We start from the raw sequence: 19,934 nt of genomic DNA on the forward strand, positions 1-19,934 counted from the left end.
GTCCTCTTTTTGAACTCGATGGTGTTCGAAAATTTCCTTCACGCTTCTGTATTCTTCGATGGAAAGAGGATTGATCGAGCCGAGCATCTGAATGTCCGACTTGAGTTTCTTAAGTTTTACTTCTTCCTTGGTTCTTTCCAGGTTGCGATTTTGAAATTCGACTACGAGTTCTTGTTCCGAAATGGAATAATCATTATAAAGTTCTTCCGTAAAGGAATCGATCTGAACTTTTAAACCGGAAACGGTTCTTTCTTTTTCGGTCAAAACCGGAATCAAATTCTTAAAGTCGTCCTGATTCTTTTGAATATCGTGTTTTAAAGTTTGAATCTCTTTCAAAATGTTTCGCAGCGATTCCTTTTCGGATTCAAGGGCGCGGCTCATATCCAAAAATTCGTTGTAGCTCGACTCGATTTGTTGTTCGAGTTCGGAAACCTCTTTTTCGAATTCCTGTTTTTTAGAAATTACGTTTTGGATGGAATCCTTTGCGTTCCGGATTCTTTTTTCGATCTCTTCCTTACGAAGCCCGATCGCCTTTGCCGCTTCGAGTCTTGAATTTCTTTCGGAACCGAGTTCCAAAACTTTCTTTTCCAAGAATACGGTTTGCTCTTTGTTCGCTTCCAGACTTTCCCGCAAGGATTCGATTTTCAAACCGGAGTCCTTGATGTTTCTAGTGAGATTTTCGTTATCTAAGATCAAGTCTTCGATCTGTTGATCCAAGGTTTCTTTTCTGGATAAAAATCCGTCCCGGTCAAAAAGAATGTTTCGAATCATATCTTCGAGATGAACGAACTCTTCCAGTTTGGATTGAACTTCCCCGAGATTCAACGTTGCAAGAACGGAAGCGATCTTGGATTTTTCCGAAAGTTCTAAATTTTCTCTCAACTCGGTAATCTCGCGAGAATATTCGGACATCTTAGAAAGAAGAAATTCTTTCAGTTCCTTTCTTCTATTTTCGGTATCGATCGCTTCTTTCTTTCTGGATTCGAGTTGGCTGATGAGTTCGAAGATGACCTCTTTGAGTTTTTCCCTAAGTTCGTTGTGCGCCTTGTCGTTCGACGCGATCTTGGATTCTTTTTCAAGAACCGCGATGTTTTCGTCTTCGATTTGTCTTTCAAGACCCAGTTTGGAATCTTTTAACTTTTGGATTTCTTCCTGAAGAAGTTCCACCTCTCCTTCGAGTTCGGAACATTCTCTCTGAATTCTTTCCAAATCGATAACGAGCAAACTCAAGGAAGATTCTTCCCCGTTCAACGTCTCGGTCATATCCGAAATTCTTTCTTCGTATTCGAAAATGATCTGTTTGTTTTTTTCGATCTTTTCCTTTTGGATTTTTGTCTGTGACAGATGATCGTATAATTTCTTGTCGATTTCGGAAACTCTCTTTTCGATTTCCGATTTATCTTTTTCTAATATTTCGATCCTTCCGGTTTCCTCGCTGATCGTATTGAGTAAGGTTTGATTCTTATCTTTGATTCCCTGGAGCTCTTCTTCGGAAGCTTTTAATTTTTTGGTGAGGGTGGAGAATTTCAGATAACGTATGATCTTGTCGGTTTCGTCTAACTCGGCTTTGAGTTTGAAATAAGCTTCCGCTCTTTCTGCTTGTTTTTCCTTGACTTCCATTTCTTTTTTCATGGAATTCATGATGTCTTGGATACGAAGAAGATTTTGTTTCGTGTCGTCTAGACGTTTGAGAGCTTCCTGACGTTCCAGTTTGAATCTGGAAATTCCCGCGGCTTCTTCAAAGATCAGCCTTCTTTCTTCCGGTTTGGAATGAAGGATTCGATCCACCTTTCCCTGTTCCATGATCGAATAAGAAGACTTACCGATCCCGGTATCCATCAAAAGCTTTTCGACGTCCTTTCTCTGAACTCTCGAATCGTTGATGCAGTATTCGTTGTTCCCGTCCAAATAAAGACGACGAGTCATCTTTACCGACGGATAATCCATCTTGATCAATCGGGAAGAATTATCAAAGACAACGGAGACTTCCGCATAACCCGCGGGCTTACGCGCTTCGGAACCGTGAAAGATCACGTCGTCCATCTTCTCTCCGCGAAGACCTTTCGCGGACTTTTCACCGAAGACCCATTTGACTGCGTCTACGATGTTCGACTTGCCGCTTCCATTGGGTCCGACAACGGCGGTAAATCCCGGATCGAGAAGAATCTCCGTCTCGTCCGCAAACGTTTTGAATCCAACAATATTCAGACTTTTTAAATACATAGTTTTTGTGTTTTTCATTCCCGGAAATTCCGGAGAAGATGATTCCAATTGACCAGATTTGGGCGGGGAATAGAATGCACCCTGGGTTATTATGTCTCACAATCTCTCTGAAAAGACAAGAGAAATATTCGGGAAAAAGCCGTACTTGTCCCTCTATTTCCAAAGGCCCGCAGATCCAAACCTCAACTTCCTTCTCAAGCCCGCAAAAAATCCGGAAGAATGGTTTTTAGAATTCAACGGTCGCGCGCTTTCCAGTGCAGTGGCCCCGCGCACCCAGGCGCAGAGAATTCTCCAGTCTCAAAAAGTTTCTTCCACGGATTTGGTCGCAGTCATCGGTCTCGGAAATCCGCATCTCATCTTTGAAGTTCATAAAAATTTGGAACCCGGACAGATTCTTCTTCTCGTGGACGAACATCCCGAACTCATCTTTCCGCTTTGGGACGGAGTTTTAGAACCCGTCCTGGATGTCCCCGGAAGACATTTGTTTTTAGGTCATTCCGCTTTGAATCTTCTCTGGAATTATTTGGAATCTCTTCCCGTGGAACGAGTTTCGGGTATAAGAATTTTTAGAAACGCGGCCAGCACCGCTCTCAACGAAGTATATTACGGAGAATTGGAAATCAAAATTCGTAAGATCCTGTCTTCGAAGATGAGCGATCTTTTGACTAAGTTCGAGTTTGAAAGAATCTGGGTTCGCAACACGTTCGTGAACACGGCAAACTTTCCGGATTCGAAAAATCCAAGAACGAGAATCGAACTCTTAAAGGAAAAATTTGCAAACACTCCGGCCATGCTCGTTTCCGCCGGGCCTTCTCTTCGCAGTCAGTGCGGATGGATACAAAAAGTCAGAGACAAGATCTTTTTATTCTCCTGTGACACTTCCCTGAAAGCGCTCTTGAAATTCGGAATCGTTCCCGATGGCGTAATCACTCTGGATGCACAAACTCATTCTTTCTTTCATTTTATGGGGGCGGAATCGTCTAACGTGCCCCTTTTCGCGGACTTGGTAAGTTCTCCTCCGATCTTAAGATCGCAGAAGTTCACTAAGATCGTTCACTCCTTAACCGCAAAATACGTGGTCGACGCAAGCGGAGAATTAAAACGAGAAGTCACCGCGGGTTCTAAAACCGCGGAAAAACTTTTGGGTCCGATCGGAGACATTCAATCGGGCGGAAGCGTCGCAACGACCGCGTTTGACCTTCTGCGAAATCTGGGTTGTAAACCGATTTTTTTAGTCGGCCAAGATCTCGCTTATTCCGGAAGAGAAATCCATTCTACGGGAACTCATCACAACGAAAAATGGCTCACACTTGTAAAACGAACCCAGAGTTTAGAGAAGATCAACGAGATGATCATCCGCAAACGGGACACACGATTTGTTCCTTCCGCCGGCGGCGGAGAAGTACTCACGGATTACGTTTTGGATCTTTACCGACATTGGTTCGAGGAATCGTTTCAAACCTTGGACTTTCCCGTTTACAATGTGAATATTCGAGGCGCCAAAATTGAGAATTGCAAAAACGTTTCGATTGAAGAGGCTGACTCGATTCTTTCTTCGTTTCCGGATCACGGATACTTTTGGAAAGAATTTCTTCCTTGGAGGTCCGACGTTCGTCCGGAAATCTCCCGGAAAGACGCGGACTCTTTTCGATCGGATCTTTTAAAAAAAATTCAAAACGTCCTGGAAAAATTTTCCGCCCCTTCCATTCGAGAAAAATCCTACGAATCCGTTATTTCCGACTTTAAGAAAGAAATTACGGAATGGGAAGACTTGGGTTATTTGGTTCGCAAGACCGAAATCTACATCTTAAGACATCGGGATACGTTAGACGAAACCAGAAAGAAAAATCTTTTTTTAGGCGCGGTTCTTAAGGAATTTACCGGTTTAAAACGAAAACTTTTATCCGGAAAAAGTTCGTAGGAGCAGTGTTCACACTTATTAGGAGTCAGTGGATAGGAATCAGATGTCAGGATTTTTCCGTTTGTATTCATGACGGCACGGAAGAGATCCGAGTTTATCCGTTCTACGGAAAACGCGGGAGTTCCCACATTTTTTGTAAGATTTCCCGTTGAATAATTCGAAGAAAATTCAAAGAAAACATCGGAAACACCGGATTGAACCTCCATTCCTAGATCTTACCATGGTTTTCTTGTGAGAAGTTTATGAGCGCAATCAAAACTAAATTTTAAATTCCAAAACAATAATACTTTCTACCTAAAAAAAGCAAAAATCGAATCCTCCATCGGAGAAAGTTCAAATTCTAAAAATTTGCGTTCAAAATCGCGCCAGATTTGAAAGTAAAAATCACATTATAATCTAAACGGAATTTAGAGGAAAATAACGCTAAACTTTTTCCATCTTTCAAGCTAAAAATCCACTTTCCTCAATCGAATTTAAGATCCTTTTTTATAGACTCAATTTTAATGCAACGCTTGCGTTAGTCGGAGCTTTTTAGTGAATTCATATGTAAAAATTCTTATTTCTTTTTCTATTTTGATTTTTGGGAGCATCGGTTGTGTTCAAGGAAAATCAAATTCAATGCCGTTTTTTGCATATTTGGATTTTAGCAATCACAATACAGCGTCATCGTTCAGCGTTTCTCAAATTTCTCCCGGACCCAATGTCACCGGAGTTTCCTTGAACACATCCATACAAGTGGGTTTCAGTCAAAAATTGGATTCATCCAGCATTCAGTCCCAATCCATTCAACTCACTCAGGGAAACGCAGTTATCCCCGGAACGATCACATCCGACGAAAAAACTATTTTGTTCAACCCTACTTCTTCACTGGCAGCTTCCAAAGTTTATACAGTGCGAGTTTCAAAAGATATAAAATCGGCGGAAGGTTCCTCCCTTTCGGAAGAAACCGTTTGGAATTTTACGACAGCCACAATTGTGGATTTGATCCCACCTGCCTTGTCCCTAAGAACTCCGACTGTCGGAGCAACTTTAGTTCCCAATAATACTTCCGTTCAAGTTTCCTTTACGGAAACCATGGATTGTACTTCTATTGATAACACAATCCTTACGTTGAAAAACAACGTTACCAATATTCAAGAACCTGCAAATGTTGTTTGTTTGGGTTCCGTCGCAACCCTGACTCCTACAAATCCTCTCGGTCTTGCATTCAATACCGTCTACAGAGTGGATCTTCTTTCCACGGCAAAGGATCTCGCCAATAACCCGCTTCCCAATGCGTATAACTGGACTTTCACGACAGGCCCTGCTCCCGACTTGGTTGCTCCGACCGTCTCTTTTGTAAGTCCCGCTCCCAACGCACAAAACGTTGCGATGAACAGCGCCGTGAGCATTGCTTTTAGCGAACCGATCAATTGTGCTACGATTCCGGGAAGTATCGTTCTGGATGACAATCCGCTTCTGCCGGGAACGATAGCCGGAAATCCGGGTTGTACAGGAACCACCGCGACCTTCACTCCCCTGGCTGCTTTGGCGCCTAACACCGTTTACACTCTCACCATTTCAGGCGCGATTACCGATTTGTTTAACAATCCTCTCGCTCCGGCTCCGTACACTTCCACGTTTACAACAGGGCCCGCTCTCGATCTGACTCCGCCTACGGTAACTTTTACCGTTCCGTCCGCAAACGCAATCGGGGTGGGAGTCAATATCAATCCTACCGTCGTCTTCAGCGAACCTATGGCCTGCGCTTCCGTTAACAACGCTTCTTTCCGAGTGAAACTGCAAGCGGCACCGCCAGGTGTGTATCTAGTGGGAAGTGTAAACTGTTTCGGAACATCGGCTACTTGGATACCGGACCCTCTCCTCAATCCCACGCTCGCTTTCAATACGCTTTATACGGTGGAAGTCAATGCGGGCGCTTTGGATGCGGCCAATAATCCGATCGTTCCGATTACCTGGAATTTTACAACCGGGCCGGGGCCGGATGTTACTCCTCCGAACGTTGCCTTTGTCACTCCCGCAAACGCAGCGTTAGGCGTAGCAGTCAACGCGGGAGTAAGCATCGCTTTCAACGAAACGATGAATTGTGGAACCGTTTTAGGCGGGATCACATTGGATGATGATCCTGCAACTCCCGCCACCGTGGTGGGTATCAATATCAACTGCAATGGAAACACGGTTTCTTTTGCTCCAACGGCGCCGCCATTGGCATTCAATACCACTTATACGGTAAAAATCGCAAATACGGTAACCGACAGCAACAATAACGCCATCGGAGCTTATTCGTGGAGTTTTACTACGGGAGCGGCTCCTGACGTTACTCCGCCTCAGGTTTCTTTAGTAAACCCGCTCGCGGCGGCAACCGGTGTTCCGACAAATGCGAATATTACGGTTTCCTTTAATGAAACCATCGATTGTTCTACCTTGAATTTTACGGTCAACAATGGAATCGGAGGTACCGTCAATTGTTCCGGCGCCTCGGCTACTTTTGTTCCCAACGTGGGAACTCCTCTCAATCCAGCAACCGCATATACCGCAACCATCGTAACCGTGAGAGATCTTCAGGGCAATTTGATGACCGCCCTTCCTCCTGCATTTAGCTGGAATTTTACCACAGGGCTGGCGCCGGACGTAATACCGCCGACTGTCACCATTCAAAACGCGAGAAATAACACCGTAATCGAATCCGGTTTTGTGATCGGAACGGCGGCGGACGACAGATCGGTTGCCAGTGTCGAAATTTCCATTGATGGCGGAGCATTTACGAATGCGGGCGTAATCGGAACCACTTCCTGGAAATATCAACTTCCGACCGGAGCGGCGACTTGGAAACAGAACTCGGTGCATACGATCGCCGCAAGAGTAAAAGACTCCGCAAACAATATTACGACAACTGCAACCGTTTCGGTTCGAAAAGGAACTAACAAAGATATCAACGGGGACGGATATACCGATATCGTTTCCGCAGAGTACGGACAAGGGTTGGTTTACATTTTCCATTCTTCCGGAACGGCGGGAATGACAATTACGACCGCGCCGTCCGCAAGCAAAATGATTATCGGATCCGCGGGAGAGGAATTTGGAAGAAGCGTTTCTATGGGAGATTTGAATGGGGACGGATTTGCCGATGTGGTTGTGGGCGCTCCCGGTTGGAACGCGGCGCAAGGTCGAGTTTACGTTTTCCACTCTTCCGGAAACACCGGCGTGAATATCTCCTTTCCGGGTTTTGCTTCCACAACGATCAGCAGCGTAGACGCAGCAAGCAGATTCGGAGATAGTCTCACTACGGGCGATTTTAATGGGGACGGGTTCGCCGACTTAGCCGCGGGTGAGCCGGTTTTCAACGGATCCCGTGGAAGGGTTTATGTATTTCATTCCGCCGGCGCAGCCGGAGTCGTACAAACAAACGTCGGAGCTGCCAATGTTACCCTCACCGGAGAAAACGCAAACGATCGTTTCGGGTACTCGTTGAGCGTCGGCAGTATGAACGGGGATAACTTTTCCGATTTAGCCGTAGGCGCTCCCGGTTATGGAGCCGGTGTGGGCGGAGGTTTTGTGCTAAACCAAGGTAGGGCCTATGTTTATCACGGAAGCGGCGCCGGTTTGGGAGCAGTCGTGACGATGCTTACGAATAATAGCGCTGGGAACGCGGGAGAATTCGGTCTGACCTTAGCCGCAGCCGACTTTAACGGAGACGGTAATTCCGACCTCGCCATCGGAAGCCCCGGTTTAAACGGCGGATTTGGAAGTATTTCTATATTTGTATCCGGAGGAGGCGCCGGTATAAATACGGACAATATCGGAAATGCTCCTCTCATAATCGTCGGAGGCGCCGGTGGAAACGCATTCGGAATTTCGATGATAGCACAGGATTTGAATCTAGACGGAAGAGCGGATCTGGTTTCGACAACGATACTCTTACCGAATCGCGTATTCGTTTTTCATATGCCGGGCGCAGGACTAATCAATGGATTCCTTACAACCGGAAATGCGACTACACAAATCACGAGCGTAGCCAACGGGCTCGGTGTTTCCGCAAATGCGCCGAGAACTCCTATTTCCGGAGGGGATGTCAACGGAGACGGGTTTCCGGATCTGTTTATCGGAGGACAAACCGATAATATTTACGTATTTCATTCTTCCGCGGCGGGATTACTCACAAACACTGCCGCAACGGCCGCGGGGACAATCGCCGGTTCGGGACTTGCAAACGCTTTTTTCGGATGCAGCGTTTATTAAACTCGAAGTGAAAAGCCTCGAATCAAAGATCTGTTTTAGAGGTTTCTTTTTTCAAAACGCCGATATAATCGTTTGGAATTTCAAGATTCACGGTTTGAAAAGCGCTTAAGGAATATTGAATGGATCTGCCGTAAAGGACGAGAGCATAAAAGTCATTTCCGTCCCGATCAAACTTCTCCGCCTGATTCAGTTCTTCCTTTGCCATTCGAAAATACGTAGCCGCCTTTTCTTCCTGGATCGAGGTAGTCTGATTTTCTTTCGGATGTTTTTTCCTTTGCGAATATCCGTCGGCATAAAAGAGAATCAGATTCTTAGCCAAGATATTTCCTTCCTGAGTAAAATCCGCCGCAGCCAAAGGAAGCGCTCTTTCCAAAAGGAGAAGAGAAACTTCCCGTTTCCGAACCAAATCGGAACGAACCGAACTTTGAAAACGATCGCTCAAATAGGAAAGTTTCTTCCAGTTTTCTTCCTGTTTTTGAAACGGAATCACCTTTCGAGATTCTTCCAAAATTCGAAACTTCCTTTCGATCGTTTTTTTCTTTTCCCGGAACGAAACGGTTCCCGCGTACAAAAAACCCTGTAATAAAACAAACAACGTAAATAAGGAAAGAATCGATTTCACGACTTTCAACAAAAAGTTTCCGCGCTCCATTCGCATTTTAGAATATACTCAACTTAATTTTTGTCGGAATCGAAACTGGCCTTCCATTCTTCATTTTGAAGGAACCGGAGGCAGAGTTTCTTTTTGAATCATATCTTCGGTTTTAATCTCGTCGTTGCTCATATCCATCAACGAAATTCTACCCGAGGTGATGATGGAATAATTATCGTCGTGTATTTCGAGAATGTCGATCGGTCTTTCCTTGGCCTCTCCCGGAGGAACGATTTTTCTCTGAAGCAAATCGTTATCGATATAGTTGATCAAAGTATTCCTGATTTTTTCGTAATCGGAGATGTTTTCTTTTTCAACGGCGGTCCTAATATCGTCCAAATTTACGAACTGATATTCGGGTTTATCTTCCGTGGGAGTTTTGGACGCGATCATCGCAAGTAGCGCGAATTTTCTCGCCCTTCTCGCGATTTTGATCCCTTCCCCGTATAAGAGAAGTTTATAACGAAATTGATAAGGAGAGGAGTTGTATGCGATCGTAAAATGATCTTCCGAACTTTTTAGATCCCTAAAGCCCAAACGTAATAAATGTTGCGCTATCTTATCGTTACTTCTGACGATCAAAGGGGAAGCGTATTCCAAAAGCACCCTGGAATTTTGAAGATATTGTTCGTGAGTCGCCTGATACAAATCTTTCATCTCCCCTTGCGCGGCTCTGAGATTTTTAAAAGAAAGACTGTAGTTGCTCTGAAAATACAACATGTTTCCGTTAAAATCGAACTGATTCGCTTTTTTCAAACTTGTGTAGGAAGGAATTGCCCCCAACTTTTTATAAAACTCTTCCTTACCCGCAACTCCGGAAACGCCGCCCACCTCCGCCTTAGTATTGTTAGGCGGATTTTTATCCGGATTTGACGCGGCGCTTTCGTCCGTCAACGGAGCAAGATTGCTCACGCATATATTGATGAATTTAAGATTGGTTTTATTCTCCCCAATCAGAATCCCGAGGTTGATCTGATCCGGTGAAACGGCCCAAAGCAGCTCTCCGGAAGCGAGGATAATTGCGATCAGTATTGTTTGAATTCTGGAAACCATGGTGTTCTCTATTTTCCAATATCGGCCTTCTGTTTTTTTTCCCGGGAAAAAATCGCAAAAAAACGAAACCGTCAGCGTAGAAAAAAACGTCTCGGCTTCAAAACAAATCCGAAACCTTCAGCTATCTCGACAAATCGGAAAATCTTTGCACGGAAATCTCGGCGCGGTTGCCGAAATGCGAAAATCCAAATCCTGAAGATCTAAGAAAAACTTTGAAACATTCGATTGAGTTCGTAATCCGAGAAACTTTTCTTCCGCCGCGCCTCGGTTGGTTTTTTATTTTGAGCGGAATCAATTGGGGAATCTTTTTTATTTTAAAAGTTTTGTTTTAAAGTTTATTCCAAGAACAAACTCATTTTTTTACAATTCCTTTTACGCTTCCATTCGAATGTTTGAACAAACGTCTTTCCGTTTTAATGCGAACTGGAAATCGACTTTGTGTGAAAGATAAAGCGAGTCTTTTTTGATCTTGAGATCTTCAAAAAAAATTACGGTTCTTTCGATTCGATAGAATCCACAGGATTTAAGTGGAACATTTTTTTCCATCCTGCCCTCATCCGCGAGCCAGATATAAGGAAAGGGCATTCCACATCTCGAATTCGATTTTCAGCAAAAAACTGTCGCGAGGAAATATATAAAATCTTAGTTTCAACCCGAGTTCCGATTTCATTTGACCCAATCAACAGGTATGTATAAATCGGATGCAATGGGAAACTGGAGCTGCTTCTATCACTGGCATGAATTCCAAAGGGTCGAAGACGCATGTAATGCCTATCAAAAATTAGAATCTGCTGTCTTCGATTTTGGCGAATGGAAGAACGAAAAGATAGGACTGAAATTTGGATGGATCAGTCCCACCCTACTGCAAGTTGTAACGAGCCAGAAATGGGGGCTGTCCTTAAATTTTTTTCATTACATACATGAAAATAACGGCCGATCTTGTGCAATGGGCGCGGGTATCGATTCGGATGAACTGTTCTTAATTTGTGGAACGCCCGTTTCATTTACGTTGAATTGGAATTATTTTTTTTGCGCGAATCAAAAGATAGATATTACATCTCTTGCAAATTTCTCCGAATTACAAGACCTATCGCCGGATATCGTATTCGAAAGAAAATGCTTTTCGAGCCCTCAGTTTAGATCTTTTTTGCTTCCTTTTTACGATGAGACCAATATACATCTCGATGCAACGTTAAGTGCTATCGTAAGATGCTTTGCAAATATTTACGAGCCTCAAAGGTGCATTTTTACCGAGGATGACTCGAAATTCATTCTCATCTTCGGCCGAAATGATCCAATCCACGGTCGAATTAATTTCGGAGAACTCGTTTTTTTTGCGGATCATACCTTGTCCTATGACACGACAGGCGCTTACAATCCCTTGTCGGAAACAAAGATCTTGGGAAATTACGTTGCGCCGATTTTAGACGAACCAAAATTGAAACTCAACCCTTAGAGAGCGAGATAGGATTTGGGACGAGTTCTTATTTCTTTTTCCGGATCGTCCATCCCGTCCAAGCGCAGATAAGAGAAATTACCGGACTGCTTAAATTCAAAACCGCATAAGGAAGAAACACGACAACGGGAACTCCGAGCGCGGCCGCCATAAAGGAACCGCAGGTGTTCCAAGGAACCAAGGCGGAGGTCATGGTTCCGGAATCCTCCAAAGCTCTCGAAAGATTTTTAGGATCGAGACCGTGCTCTTCGTAGGACTTCTTAAACATTTTGCCCGGGACCAGAATCGAAAGATATTGATCCGAAGAGAGTAAATTCGCGGAAATACACGTGAGAATCGTCCCCGTCAAAAGAGATCGATCCGTATTCGCATATTTTAATATTCCTTTGGTGATCTCCTGAATCAATCCCGCCCCTTCCATCGCACCCGCAAAAAACATCGCCGAAAAGATCAACCAAACCGTGGGAAGCATCGAAGCCATTCCTCCTCTCGAAAGCAAGGCGTCCGTAAGCTGATTTCCACTTTTCGTAATATTCCCTTTGGAAGCCGCGTTTAACACCTGTTTGTAGATTTCCGGAAAGTTTAAGTCGGAATGTTGTAAAAGAATTCCGGACAAAACTCCCGAAACGATTCCCGCAAGAATCGAAGGAATCGCAGGAATTTTAAAGTAAATCAATACGAAAGTCAAAACGGGCGGAACGAGCAACGCAGGATGAATTCGAAACGAAATTTCGAGCAGACGAATCACCTCGTTTACCTTTTGATTCCCGTTTTCCGAACCGGCATGACCGAAACCGGCCCAAGTAAAAAATACGACAGCAATCAACAGTGCGGGTAAAGTCGTATATAACATATTTTGAATATGCGTAAAAAGCGGAGTTCCGGCAATAGAAGACGCAAGGTTGGTCGTTTCCGAAAACGGAGAAAGTTTATCGCCGAAGTACGCGCCGGATACGACGGCTCCCGCCGCGATTCCCGGAGGGACGTCTAACGTGGTTCCGATTCCCATGAGAGCCACTCCCACCGTTCCGACGGTGGACCAAGAACTTCCGGTGATCAAGGAAACGACGGAGGATAAAAGACAGGCCGTTACCAAAAAGAAGGAGGGTTTTAGAATTTTCAATCCCCATACGATCATGGACGGAACGATTCCGGACCAGATCCAAACTCCGATAAGAGATCCGATCAATAAAAGAATGAGCACGGGTTTTAAAACGTTTTTCAATGATTCGAGGATTCGTTCTTCCAAAACTTCCCATCTCACTCCAAGACGAATCCCGAGTAAACTCGCGACCGCTCCCGAAAGAATCAAAAGCATCTGCGCGGGTCCGTCTACGGTTCCGTTTCCGAATACGACTCCCGCGTAACCGAGTCCCATCACGAGAAAGATTACTGGGATGAAAGATTCGAACAACCCCGGCTCGGTCGTTTTCACAAAAAATCCTTCGGAACGGAAGAAACGATTTTCATTTTTTTCTTCGTGATCGGGTGATTCAAAACGATCGCGTATGCGTGTAATGCCTGTCTTTCCATTCCCAATCTTGCAGTAAGATCGGGATCTTTTCCTTCGATGAACTCCAAAAAAACCTCCTCGTCTTTTCCGTAGAGTTTATCTCCCCAAAGAGGAAAACCCAAACTATACAGTACGGCCCGAATCTGATGCATACGTCCCGTGATCGGTTTGCATAAAACGAAGGAATGAATTTCCGACTCGTGTTTCGGATGAATCGGTTGAATTTTCGATTCCTCGGCCTTTTCGTTTTGAGTTTGTGAACTTTCAAAATTCAACTTTTTCTTCGGAGATTGAACTTTCAATTCTCCGAGATCGGATTCGATTCTCTGAAATTGCGTCTTCATAAAATCATATTCAATTTTTTGAAATATTGTAAGACAAGATTCCTCGTCGCCGGACGCGGGGGAATTTTCCAAGAGATGTTTTTTATTTCGCTTTAAAAAATTAGATTTTAAAGGGACGAACTCCCGTTTTTTCCGTATTTTAGAGGAAAGGTCGGGTTTTAAAAAACCGGACGCGGTTTTTCTTTTTGGAAAATCGCCGTATACTTTCGTAATATAGTATTTTTGAATGTTCCCGGAACCGAAAAGTCCGGATAAAAGAGAGGCCGTCTCGGAATTTTTAGCGAACAAAATCACACCCGAAGTTTCCCTATCCAATCGGTGAACCGTAAACAAATCCCCGAACATTCCGGATTCCTTCAATAGAGTGAGAAGATTTCCTTTTCGATAAACGCCCGCCGGATGCACCGGAAGATCCCCCGGTTTATCGACGGCCACGAAAAATTCGTCTTCGTAAAGAATCCTATAATCCTTTCGAACGGGCGGCTCTTCCTTTTCGATCGGTTGATAAACGACCGTTTCTCCACCTTTGAGAAGAATTCCGGGTTTTACCCTTTTACCGGAAACGGTAATTCTCCCTTCGTTGATTTCCTTCTGCCAAACGTTTCTGGAATGATACGTGAATTTTTTGGAAAGAAAATGATCGAGCCTCGTCCCCGATTCTTCTTTGGCAACGAGGATCCGAAGTTGTTCCGATAAAGGTTCCGATTTTTGGGATGAAATAAAACGATCGATCAAAACGGTACTCAGGTTCTGTCTTCCTTGGAATCGATATAAGTACGAATCATATTCTCTTCTCTTTCGTTTAAGTTGAAAAACTCGCAACCGATTCGAAACATCTTATCCGTGCTCGTGATATTTCGGATCACGGCTCGAAATGTTCCTTTACTTTCAGCCGAAAAACAGAGATCAAACAGGATCGTTTCTCCCACGACGAAACTTCTGGAAAAGAAAATGGACTGATGATGAAAAAAACCGACTCCTTGCATGGAGAGATTGTCCACGTTGCATTTTTCTTTGGATTCCTGAAAAAAACCGGAAGCGATGATCTCTTTGGAAATTGAGTTTGCCGTAATATTAGCGGAATTGAAATCGTTTGTGTTCAACTCTTTTTCGGAGAGAATCTGAACGTAACCGAGAGGAGTATATCCTTTGTAACGGATCATAATCGAAATTTCCGAAACGATTCCGGATTCCAGATTGTTCACGGCGATCAGCTTTTGATATTCCGAAAACTCAAGAAATTGAAATCCCCCGTTTCCGTCCGATTTGGAGTAACGATCCAAAACGTAGATCGATCGATCGAAATTAAACATCAACCTCAGTCTGTTATCCATTTTGTCCGAAAAAAAGATATTGGAAAGAGGATAAGTTTCCTTTAGAAGTTTTGCATGTTTTTTGACGATCCCGTCTATCTTTTTATCGGCAAATCCTACCGCCTTTCTGACCTTGTATTGATTGATGATATTCGTAAGAGAAATTTGAAATCCCGAAGAAGAATCGATACGAACCCTATTCTCCGTTCTCTGTGCGATCGTGACTTGGATCGCGCTCGTAAGCAAAAGTTCCACTCCGTTGGCGGGATTATGCAACTCGACCGTACAAAAGGCGGCAAACCGATGATTGTTATGAACCAGAAATAATTTTCGATTTTGTTCGGTCGGAGTTCCGGGAGGGAACGTTACTACGATTCGAAAGGAATCCTTCAGACCCGCAACTCTTACTGGAAGAGGACGATTGTCGGCCAGGATGACTACGGGAAGTCGAATAAAAAGAGATTGAAGAATTTTGTGAATTCCTTCCGGATCATTGATGAGCTTATCCATGATTTTTTGTCCGAACACGACTCGAAGGGATCACTCGAAACCGTGATTTGCGGTTCGAATATTAAACCGTACATTCCAAGTTAGTAAAACGATTTTCTCATTCGGATGCGGAATTTTCTTCGTCATTTTTTTTTCGAAAGAGAAGTTCCGTTCCGATTCCTTTCAACGTTACCGCGCCGGTAACGTTCATCGACTGCAAAAGGTTTTCGGTGTATTGGGAAATTAAAAATCGAATACCTGCAACACCTCCTCCCACCGCAAAAATCGCCATCGGCCTTCCGACCAAAACCGTATCCGCGCCGAGTGCGATCATCTTAAAGACGTCCATCCCGCTTCGAACCCCTCCGTCCACTGCGATCTGAATTTTATCGCCGACCGCTTTTCTAATTCCGGAAAGAACTCTCGCGGTTCCAGGCATATCGTCTAAAACTCTCCCTCCGTGATTGGATACGACGATACAATCCGCACCCGCGTCGATAGCGAGCGCGGCGTCCTCCGGAGTCATAATACCTTTGACGATAAAAGGCAACTTTGTAAGAGAACGAATTTTCCCGAGTTTGGAAACGTTTCTCGTAACGGAAGAAATATTTTTCAAAGTCATTGTCTTAAAATTGACCGCGTCTACGTCCATACCGATCGCCCAAAGACCCGAATTTTCGGATTCTTGAAATCTTTCCTTCAAAAGCCCTTCGTCTTCCCTGGGTTTACAAATCAGAATCGCGTCCGCCTTCGTTTTACGAACGGCTTCGAGCATGATCAGATATTTGTCCGGACTTGCACCGTCGCCTAACCATGCTAAGGTGCCGGACGTTTGACAACCTTCGAGTAACGTGGCCGCAAAGGTAAACTCGTCCATCGCTCCGTTCATGTTCGTGACGGCCCCGGTCATCGGCGCCGCCATCAACGGCGTTTTGATTTTTTTTCCGAGAAAGTCGGTTTCCACCGATGCTTGTGTATGTTCTCGGATGTATTTGGGGAGAATCGAATATTCCCGCAACGCATCGATGTTGTCCTGGAACGTCAACATTCTTCCCAAGCCGCCCATGCCGGGAACTCCGGAAGCGCAATCGGTTCCGTCGCAAACCTTACAAACCCAGCAGATATCCTTACCGAAACGAAGTCTTGCGTTCTGTTGAATTTCCTTTTCGGATATGGAATAAAGTTCGTCGCAGGTAAATCGAATCGTATTTTTCACTTTTTCAAAAACGGATTCGGCTTGTTCCAAAGTATCCGCGCTGATGATAACGTGCCCCGTCTTTTCGATGTTATTCGTAGGTTCCTGGATAATATCGCCGATCTTATTCATGAAGAATAAATCTTTGACCCCTTCGATCTTATGTGCCTCTTCGATTCCGTCGATCGAAAGAAGTTTTCCCCTCGGAGCCAAAAGACAACGTTCGATCGCAACCCTATGTGCGGTAGGAGTCAGGTTGTCCGGCTCTTCGCCTAATGCGATTAAGATGGCCGCGCGGTTTAGGTTGATTCCGGAAGAAAGAGGAAAGGTAAACGCGGACATAAAACCGCCGGATAATCTTGCGGCGATCTCTCCCACCTTAACGCCGTCGGGAGTGACTTTGATATCTCCCTTACCGGCTCCGAGAGTGATACCGAGCGCTTTCATACTTCGGAACATCACTTCTTCCACTTCTTTCAAAACCGCAGGACTTAAAGAAGAAGGCATATTGTGTCCCATCTCGATAAAGAAAGGTTCTCTTTCTATGATCCGGTCCGCGATCCCCGTGATCGTGAAATTTCCGTTCCAAGTGAGCGCGTCCACGGAAACTTCAGGGCCGGGCATGTATTCTTCGAGAATCATCTCTCCCGTGGGAGAATATTTTTTGGCGTGTTTGAACGCGGCCTGTAATTCTTCCCTGTTTTCCACTTTGATAACGCCGCGCGCGCCCATGTTGTCCGCGGGTTTCATTACGAGAGGAAAATTCAAAAATTCTAATGCTTCTCTCGTATCGGAAAAACTCCATACGGGAGCGAAACCGGGAAGGGGAATTCCCGCTTTTTTGAGACGTTCGCGCATCTTTACTTTGTTGGAGGCGGCTTCCGCGTCCACGTAACGGATTCCGGGAAGATCGAGTGCGTTTGCGACCGCCGCCACGGTCATACTCGCGTCGGTTCCGGCGGTGATCACTCCGTCTATTTTGATCTTAGTCGCGAGTTTTTTGGATTCGCGAACCATTCCCTCGATGTCCTTCGTGCTCATTACCATGGGAATATCGCAGATTTTCATCCCCGGCGCTTGCGCGTTCATATCGGCGACGACGGTGGTGAGTTTCATCATCCTCGCGGTCTGAATGATCGGAACCTGCAGAAGTCCCCCACCCACGATTAGGATCGTCTTTCCGGTGATTTTATGACTCAGAGACAAAAAAGAAAATCCTCGTTAACTCTGAAGAGAAACTGCGGGTTCGACTTCTCGGATTTGCATTTGAATACTGCCCTTACGAATGATTCCGCCTAACAGCAAATAATCGGAATCCGTCGGATAAAACACCGCGGATTGTCCCGGAGTCACTCCGCGAACTTCTTCCAAAGGATATACGACGAGATCGTCGCCCGTTTTCACGATTTTACAACGAATCGGAATATGTCTGTAACGAACCTGAACTCTGCATTCGAGCGATTCCCCTTCGTTTAGGGGTTCGATACCTTGGTAGTTTATGTCGATCACAGAGAAAGATCCGGTATAAGTTTCATTCTCTTCTCCTAATATTACGGAACCGTCATCTTCGATCCCGATCACGTAGAGAGGATTTTTCCAGGCGATTCCGAGTCCCTTCCTCTGACCGATCGTAAAATTTTCCCGGCCCTTGTGTTTTCCGACGATACGACCGTCCCTGAGTTTGAAAAAACCCGGAGTGAATTCCACGTTTTTCTTCTCCAAAAATTTCCTGTAATCGTTCTCTGGAATAAAACAGATCTCCTGAGACTCCGCCTTATCGGCGACGGGAAGTCCCATTCTTCTTGCGATTTCCCTGACCTCCGGTTTTGTCATTTCGCCGAGAGGGAAGATTACGTTTTTCAGATTTTCCTGCGAAAGTCCGTATAAATAATAAGCCTGATTTTTTCCGGAGTCGATCCCGTTTAAGATCGCATAACGTCCCCCGTTATGCGCAATTCGAGCGTAATGACCCGTTGCGATCTTATCGATTCCGAGTGCCTTCGCTTTTTCAAAAAGCGCTCCGAATTTCACGAACGTATTACACTCCACACAAGGGTTCGGAGTTTTTCCGTGTTTATAGTCGTCGATAAAACGATCGATCACCTTCTCTTGAAATACTCTTTCCATCTTTACGACGTAAAAAGGAATTTTCAAGGAAAGGCCCACGTCCCTTGCGTCCCGAATGTCTTCGGGAGAACAACAGGATTTTTTTGTGGTATCGCAGGCGGGAGCCTCGTATTCCCAGGTTCTCAGATTGACGCCGATGACTTCGTATCCTTCTTCCATAAGCAGACCCGCGGTCACCGCGCTGTCCACCCCGCCGCTCATCGCCACTATGATTTTTCCCTTGCTCATCTACTTTCCGCCGTCTTTCCCTACTATACCTATAAGACTCCGTTTCATGTCCAAAAGAATTCTATGCTCGTTCAGCCAGTTTACTCCGAGAACTCCTTGAATTCGAACTCCCGTAGGAGTTCCCGAAAAATCAACCGGAAGTCCGGAAGGAAGAATTTCCAAATTCTCCACACAAGTAGACGTTTGAATCAGACAAAGTTTACGAACAAATTGGGTTCTGATGTTCATGAACTTTCCTTGAAAATTTAAAACGGGCACCGATCTGCTCGAAAACGTCTCTTCCACAAAACCAGGTAAAGGTTTTGGAAGTTCCAAAAGGCTCGACTCCGCGCCCGTATCCAGGATCAAAAGGGCCTTATCGTTGGTACCGTAACTCGTTTCCAACACGGGGAGTCCGGAAAAAAACCGGAGGGGTTCGGCGTTTTGCATAAGACCCGGTAAATCGGAAATCATGGATTCGATCAATTTTCCGTCCGCAGCCTGCAAAAAACGGATCTGATTGGGGTATTCCAATATTATAATTTTATCATATAGAGAGTCCATACCGATGATTCCGTCGAGTTCCAGATTGCCGGAAAAAGTATGAGAATAAACGGTTATATCCTTAAAGATGGGATCCAGGTTGTGAAAGAGTTTGACGGTTCGGATTCTTCGATAGGAATCGTCCTTTCCTCCCGGATACGTGACTGCGATCCTTCTTTTGGAATCGTTTTCCGTAAAATACCGTTCGTCTAAAAATGAAAATCTGGAACCGGTATCGACCAGAAAACGAATCGGTTTTTGATCCGGTGCGAGAGAGAGCTGAATAAAACGAAATCCGTTTTTTACGTAAAACGGGAGAACGGTTTCGACTCCCCCGTGAACAAATTGAATTCGGGTTTTTGAGGGAGTCGGAGAGCAGGAAAATAAAACTACGAAAAAAAGAAAGATCCTCAAATCAATTTTTTGATACATTTTCGATTGGAACATCGTGTGTAATCGATCACGCAGTCCCTGTATTGAATTCCCGTAATAGGATCCTCGGGTTTGTATTCTATAAAACACGAATACGGAGAAAAATCAAATTTTTCTTTTCCAAGGGCTCGATCCTGGATCCGTTTCGTAAGTTCGTTTTCCTCAAGCTGAGTCAGAGGAACTTGGTACAGCAGGAGATTTTTTTCCATACTGTATGATCGGCATAT

At 44.8% G+C, this 19,934-nt stretch carries 13 protein-coding genes (1 of these 13 only partly in view); 2 read left to right on the top strand and 11 right to left on the bottom strand.

The window, feature by feature from the left end; translation table 11 throughout:
* Positions 1-2,223: the 5' portion of a chromosome segregation SMC family protein gene (locus LEP1GSC194_RS12710; protein ID WP_036042703.1), read on the bottom strand. 552 nt of this gene lie to the left of the window's left edge; 2,223 of the gene's 2,775 nt are visible here — the first part of the coding sequence; the start codon lies at positions 2,221-2,223; its stop codon lies beyond the left edge, outside the window.
* Positions 2,224-2,314: 91 nt separating this feature from the next.
* On the opposite strand from LEP1GSC194_RS12710, the gene LEP1GSC194_RS12715 reads away from it, so the two are divergent.
* Both LEP1GSC194_RS12715 and LEP1GSC194_RS12720 read left to right on the top strand, forming a co-directional pair.
* A complete protein-coding gene (locus LEP1GSC194_RS12715; protein ID WP_036042687.1) occupies positions 2,315-4,144 on the top strand; it encodes a motility associated factor glycosyltransferase family protein in 1,830 nt (609 codons plus the stop codon).
* Between the two features lie 534 nt (positions 4,145-4,678).
* Complete coding sequence (locus LEP1GSC194_RS12720) at positions 4,679-8,383, top strand: Ig-like domain-containing protein (protein WP_036042689.1); 3,705 nt, start codon at positions 4,679-4,681, stop codon at positions 8,381-8,383.
* A gap of 22 nt (positions 8,384-8,405) precedes the next feature.
* Here LEP1GSC194_RS12720 and LEP1GSC194_RS12725 read toward each other — a convergent pair whose 3' ends face one another.
* The 10 genes from LEP1GSC194_RS12725 to LEP1GSC194_RS12780 all read right to left on the bottom strand — a co-directional run bounded on the left by LEP1GSC194_RS12725 (position 8,406) and on the right by LEP1GSC194_RS12780 (position 19,916).
* Positions 8,406-9,014, bottom strand: coding sequence for a hypothetical protein (locus LEP1GSC194_RS12725; RefSeq protein WP_231384467.1), 609 nt, complete (start codon positions 9,012-9,014; stop codon positions 8,406-8,408).
* Positions 9,015-9,095: 81 nt separating this feature from the next.
* Positions 9,096-10,088 carry an adhesin OmpL37 family surface protein gene (locus tag LEP1GSC194_RS12730; protein WP_020773970.1) on the bottom strand — a complete coding sequence of 331 codons (993 nt, stop codon included), beginning with the start codon at positions 10,086-10,088 and terminating at the stop codon, positions 9,096-9,098.
* A gap of 1,192 nt (positions 10,089-11,280) precedes the next feature.
* On the bottom strand, positions 11,281-11,433 hold the full coding sequence (locus LEP1GSC194_RS22345) for a hypothetical protein (RefSeq protein ID WP_155826342.1): 153 nt from the start codon (positions 11,431-11,433) through the stop codon (positions 11,281-11,283).
* 139 nt (positions 11,434-11,572) lie between these two features.
* Complete coding sequence (gene nhaC, locus LEP1GSC194_RS12750; protein WP_020773945.1) at positions 11,573-12,979, bottom strand: Na+/H+ antiporter NhaC; 1,407 nt, start codon at positions 12,977-12,979, stop codon at positions 11,573-11,575.
* Positions 12,976-14,136: an RluA family pseudouridine synthase gene (locus LEP1GSC194_RS12755; RefSeq protein WP_020773949.1), complete on the bottom strand. Its 1,161-nt coding sequence runs from the start codon at positions 14,134-14,136 to the stop codon at positions 12,976-12,978. Before LEP1GSC194_RS12755 ends, nhaC begins: the two co-directional genes overlap by 4 nt.
* An 8-nt stretch (positions 14,137-14,144) precedes the next feature.
* On the bottom strand, positions 14,145-15,224 hold the full coding sequence (locus LEP1GSC194_RS12760) for a PilZ domain-containing protein (protein WP_020773977.1): 1,080 nt from the start codon (positions 15,222-15,224) through the stop codon (positions 14,145-14,147).
* A 97-nt stretch (positions 15,225-15,321) separates the two neighbouring features.
* Entirely contained in the window at positions 15,322-17,604 is a 2,283-nt protein-coding gene (locus LEP1GSC194_RS12765; protein ID WP_020773931.1) for an alpha-hydroxy-acid oxidizing protein, read from the bottom strand.
* Between the two features lie 15 nt (positions 17,605-17,619).
* The gene (gene mnmA / locus LEP1GSC194_RS12770; RefSeq protein WP_020773975.1) at positions 17,620-18,753 is read right to left on the bottom strand and encodes a tRNA 2-thiouridine(34) synthase MnmA; all 1,134 of its coding nucleotides are present in this window, start codon (positions 18,751-18,753) and stop codon (positions 17,620-17,622) included.
* The gene (locus tag LEP1GSC194_RS12775) at positions 18,754-19,707 is read right to left on the bottom strand and encodes a retropepsin-like aspartic protease (RefSeq protein ID WP_036042697.1); all 954 of its coding nucleotides are present in this window, start codon (positions 19,705-19,707) and stop codon (positions 18,754-18,756) included. It abuts the gene before it with no gap.
* On the bottom strand, positions 19,686-19,916 hold the full coding sequence (locus LEP1GSC194_RS12780) for a hypothetical protein (protein ID WP_020773934.1): 231 nt from the start codon (positions 19,914-19,916) through the stop codon (positions 19,686-19,688). Before LEP1GSC194_RS12780 ends, LEP1GSC194_RS12775 begins: the two co-directional genes overlap by 22 nt.
* Between the last annotated feature and the right edge of the window lie 18 nt (positions 19,917-19,934).

It is taken from the genome of Leptospira alstonii serovar Sichuan str. 79601 (assembly GCF_000347175.1).
Taxonomy (GTDB): Bacteria; Spirochaetota; Leptospiria; order Leptospirales; family Leptospiraceae; genus Leptospira; species Leptospira alstonii.

Bases quoted from the DNA above. Each gene is read 5' to 3' on its own strand.
- LEP1GSC194_RS12715 (WP_036042687.1), top strand. From the start codon at position 2,315: ATGTCTCACAATCTCTCTGAAAAGACAAGAGAAATATTCGGGAAAAAG.
- LEP1GSC194_RS12730 (WP_020773970.1), bottom strand. From the start codon at position 10,088: ATGGTTTCCAGAATTCAAACAATACTGATCGCAATTATCCTCGCTTCC.
- LEP1GSC194_RS22345 (WP_155826342.1), bottom strand. From the start codon at position 11,433: ATGATCCGCAAAAAAAACGAGTTCTCCGAAATTAATTCGACCGTGGAT.
- LEP1GSC194_RS12760 (WP_020773977.1), bottom strand. From the start codon at position 15,224: ATGGATAAGCTCATCAATGATCCGGAAGGAATTCACAAAATTCTTCAA.
- mnmA (WP_020773975.1), bottom strand. From the start codon at position 18,753: ATGAGCAAGGGAAAAATCATAGTGGCGATGAGCGGCGGGGTGGACAGC.
- LEP1GSC194_RS12775 (WP_036042697.1), bottom strand. From the start codon at position 19,707: ATGTATCAAAAAATTGATTTGAGGATCTTTCTTTTTTTCGTAGTTTTA.
- LEP1GSC194_RS12780 (WP_020773934.1), bottom strand. From the start codon at position 19,916: ATGGAAAAAAATCTCCTGCTGTACCAAGTTCCTCTGACTCAGCTTGAG.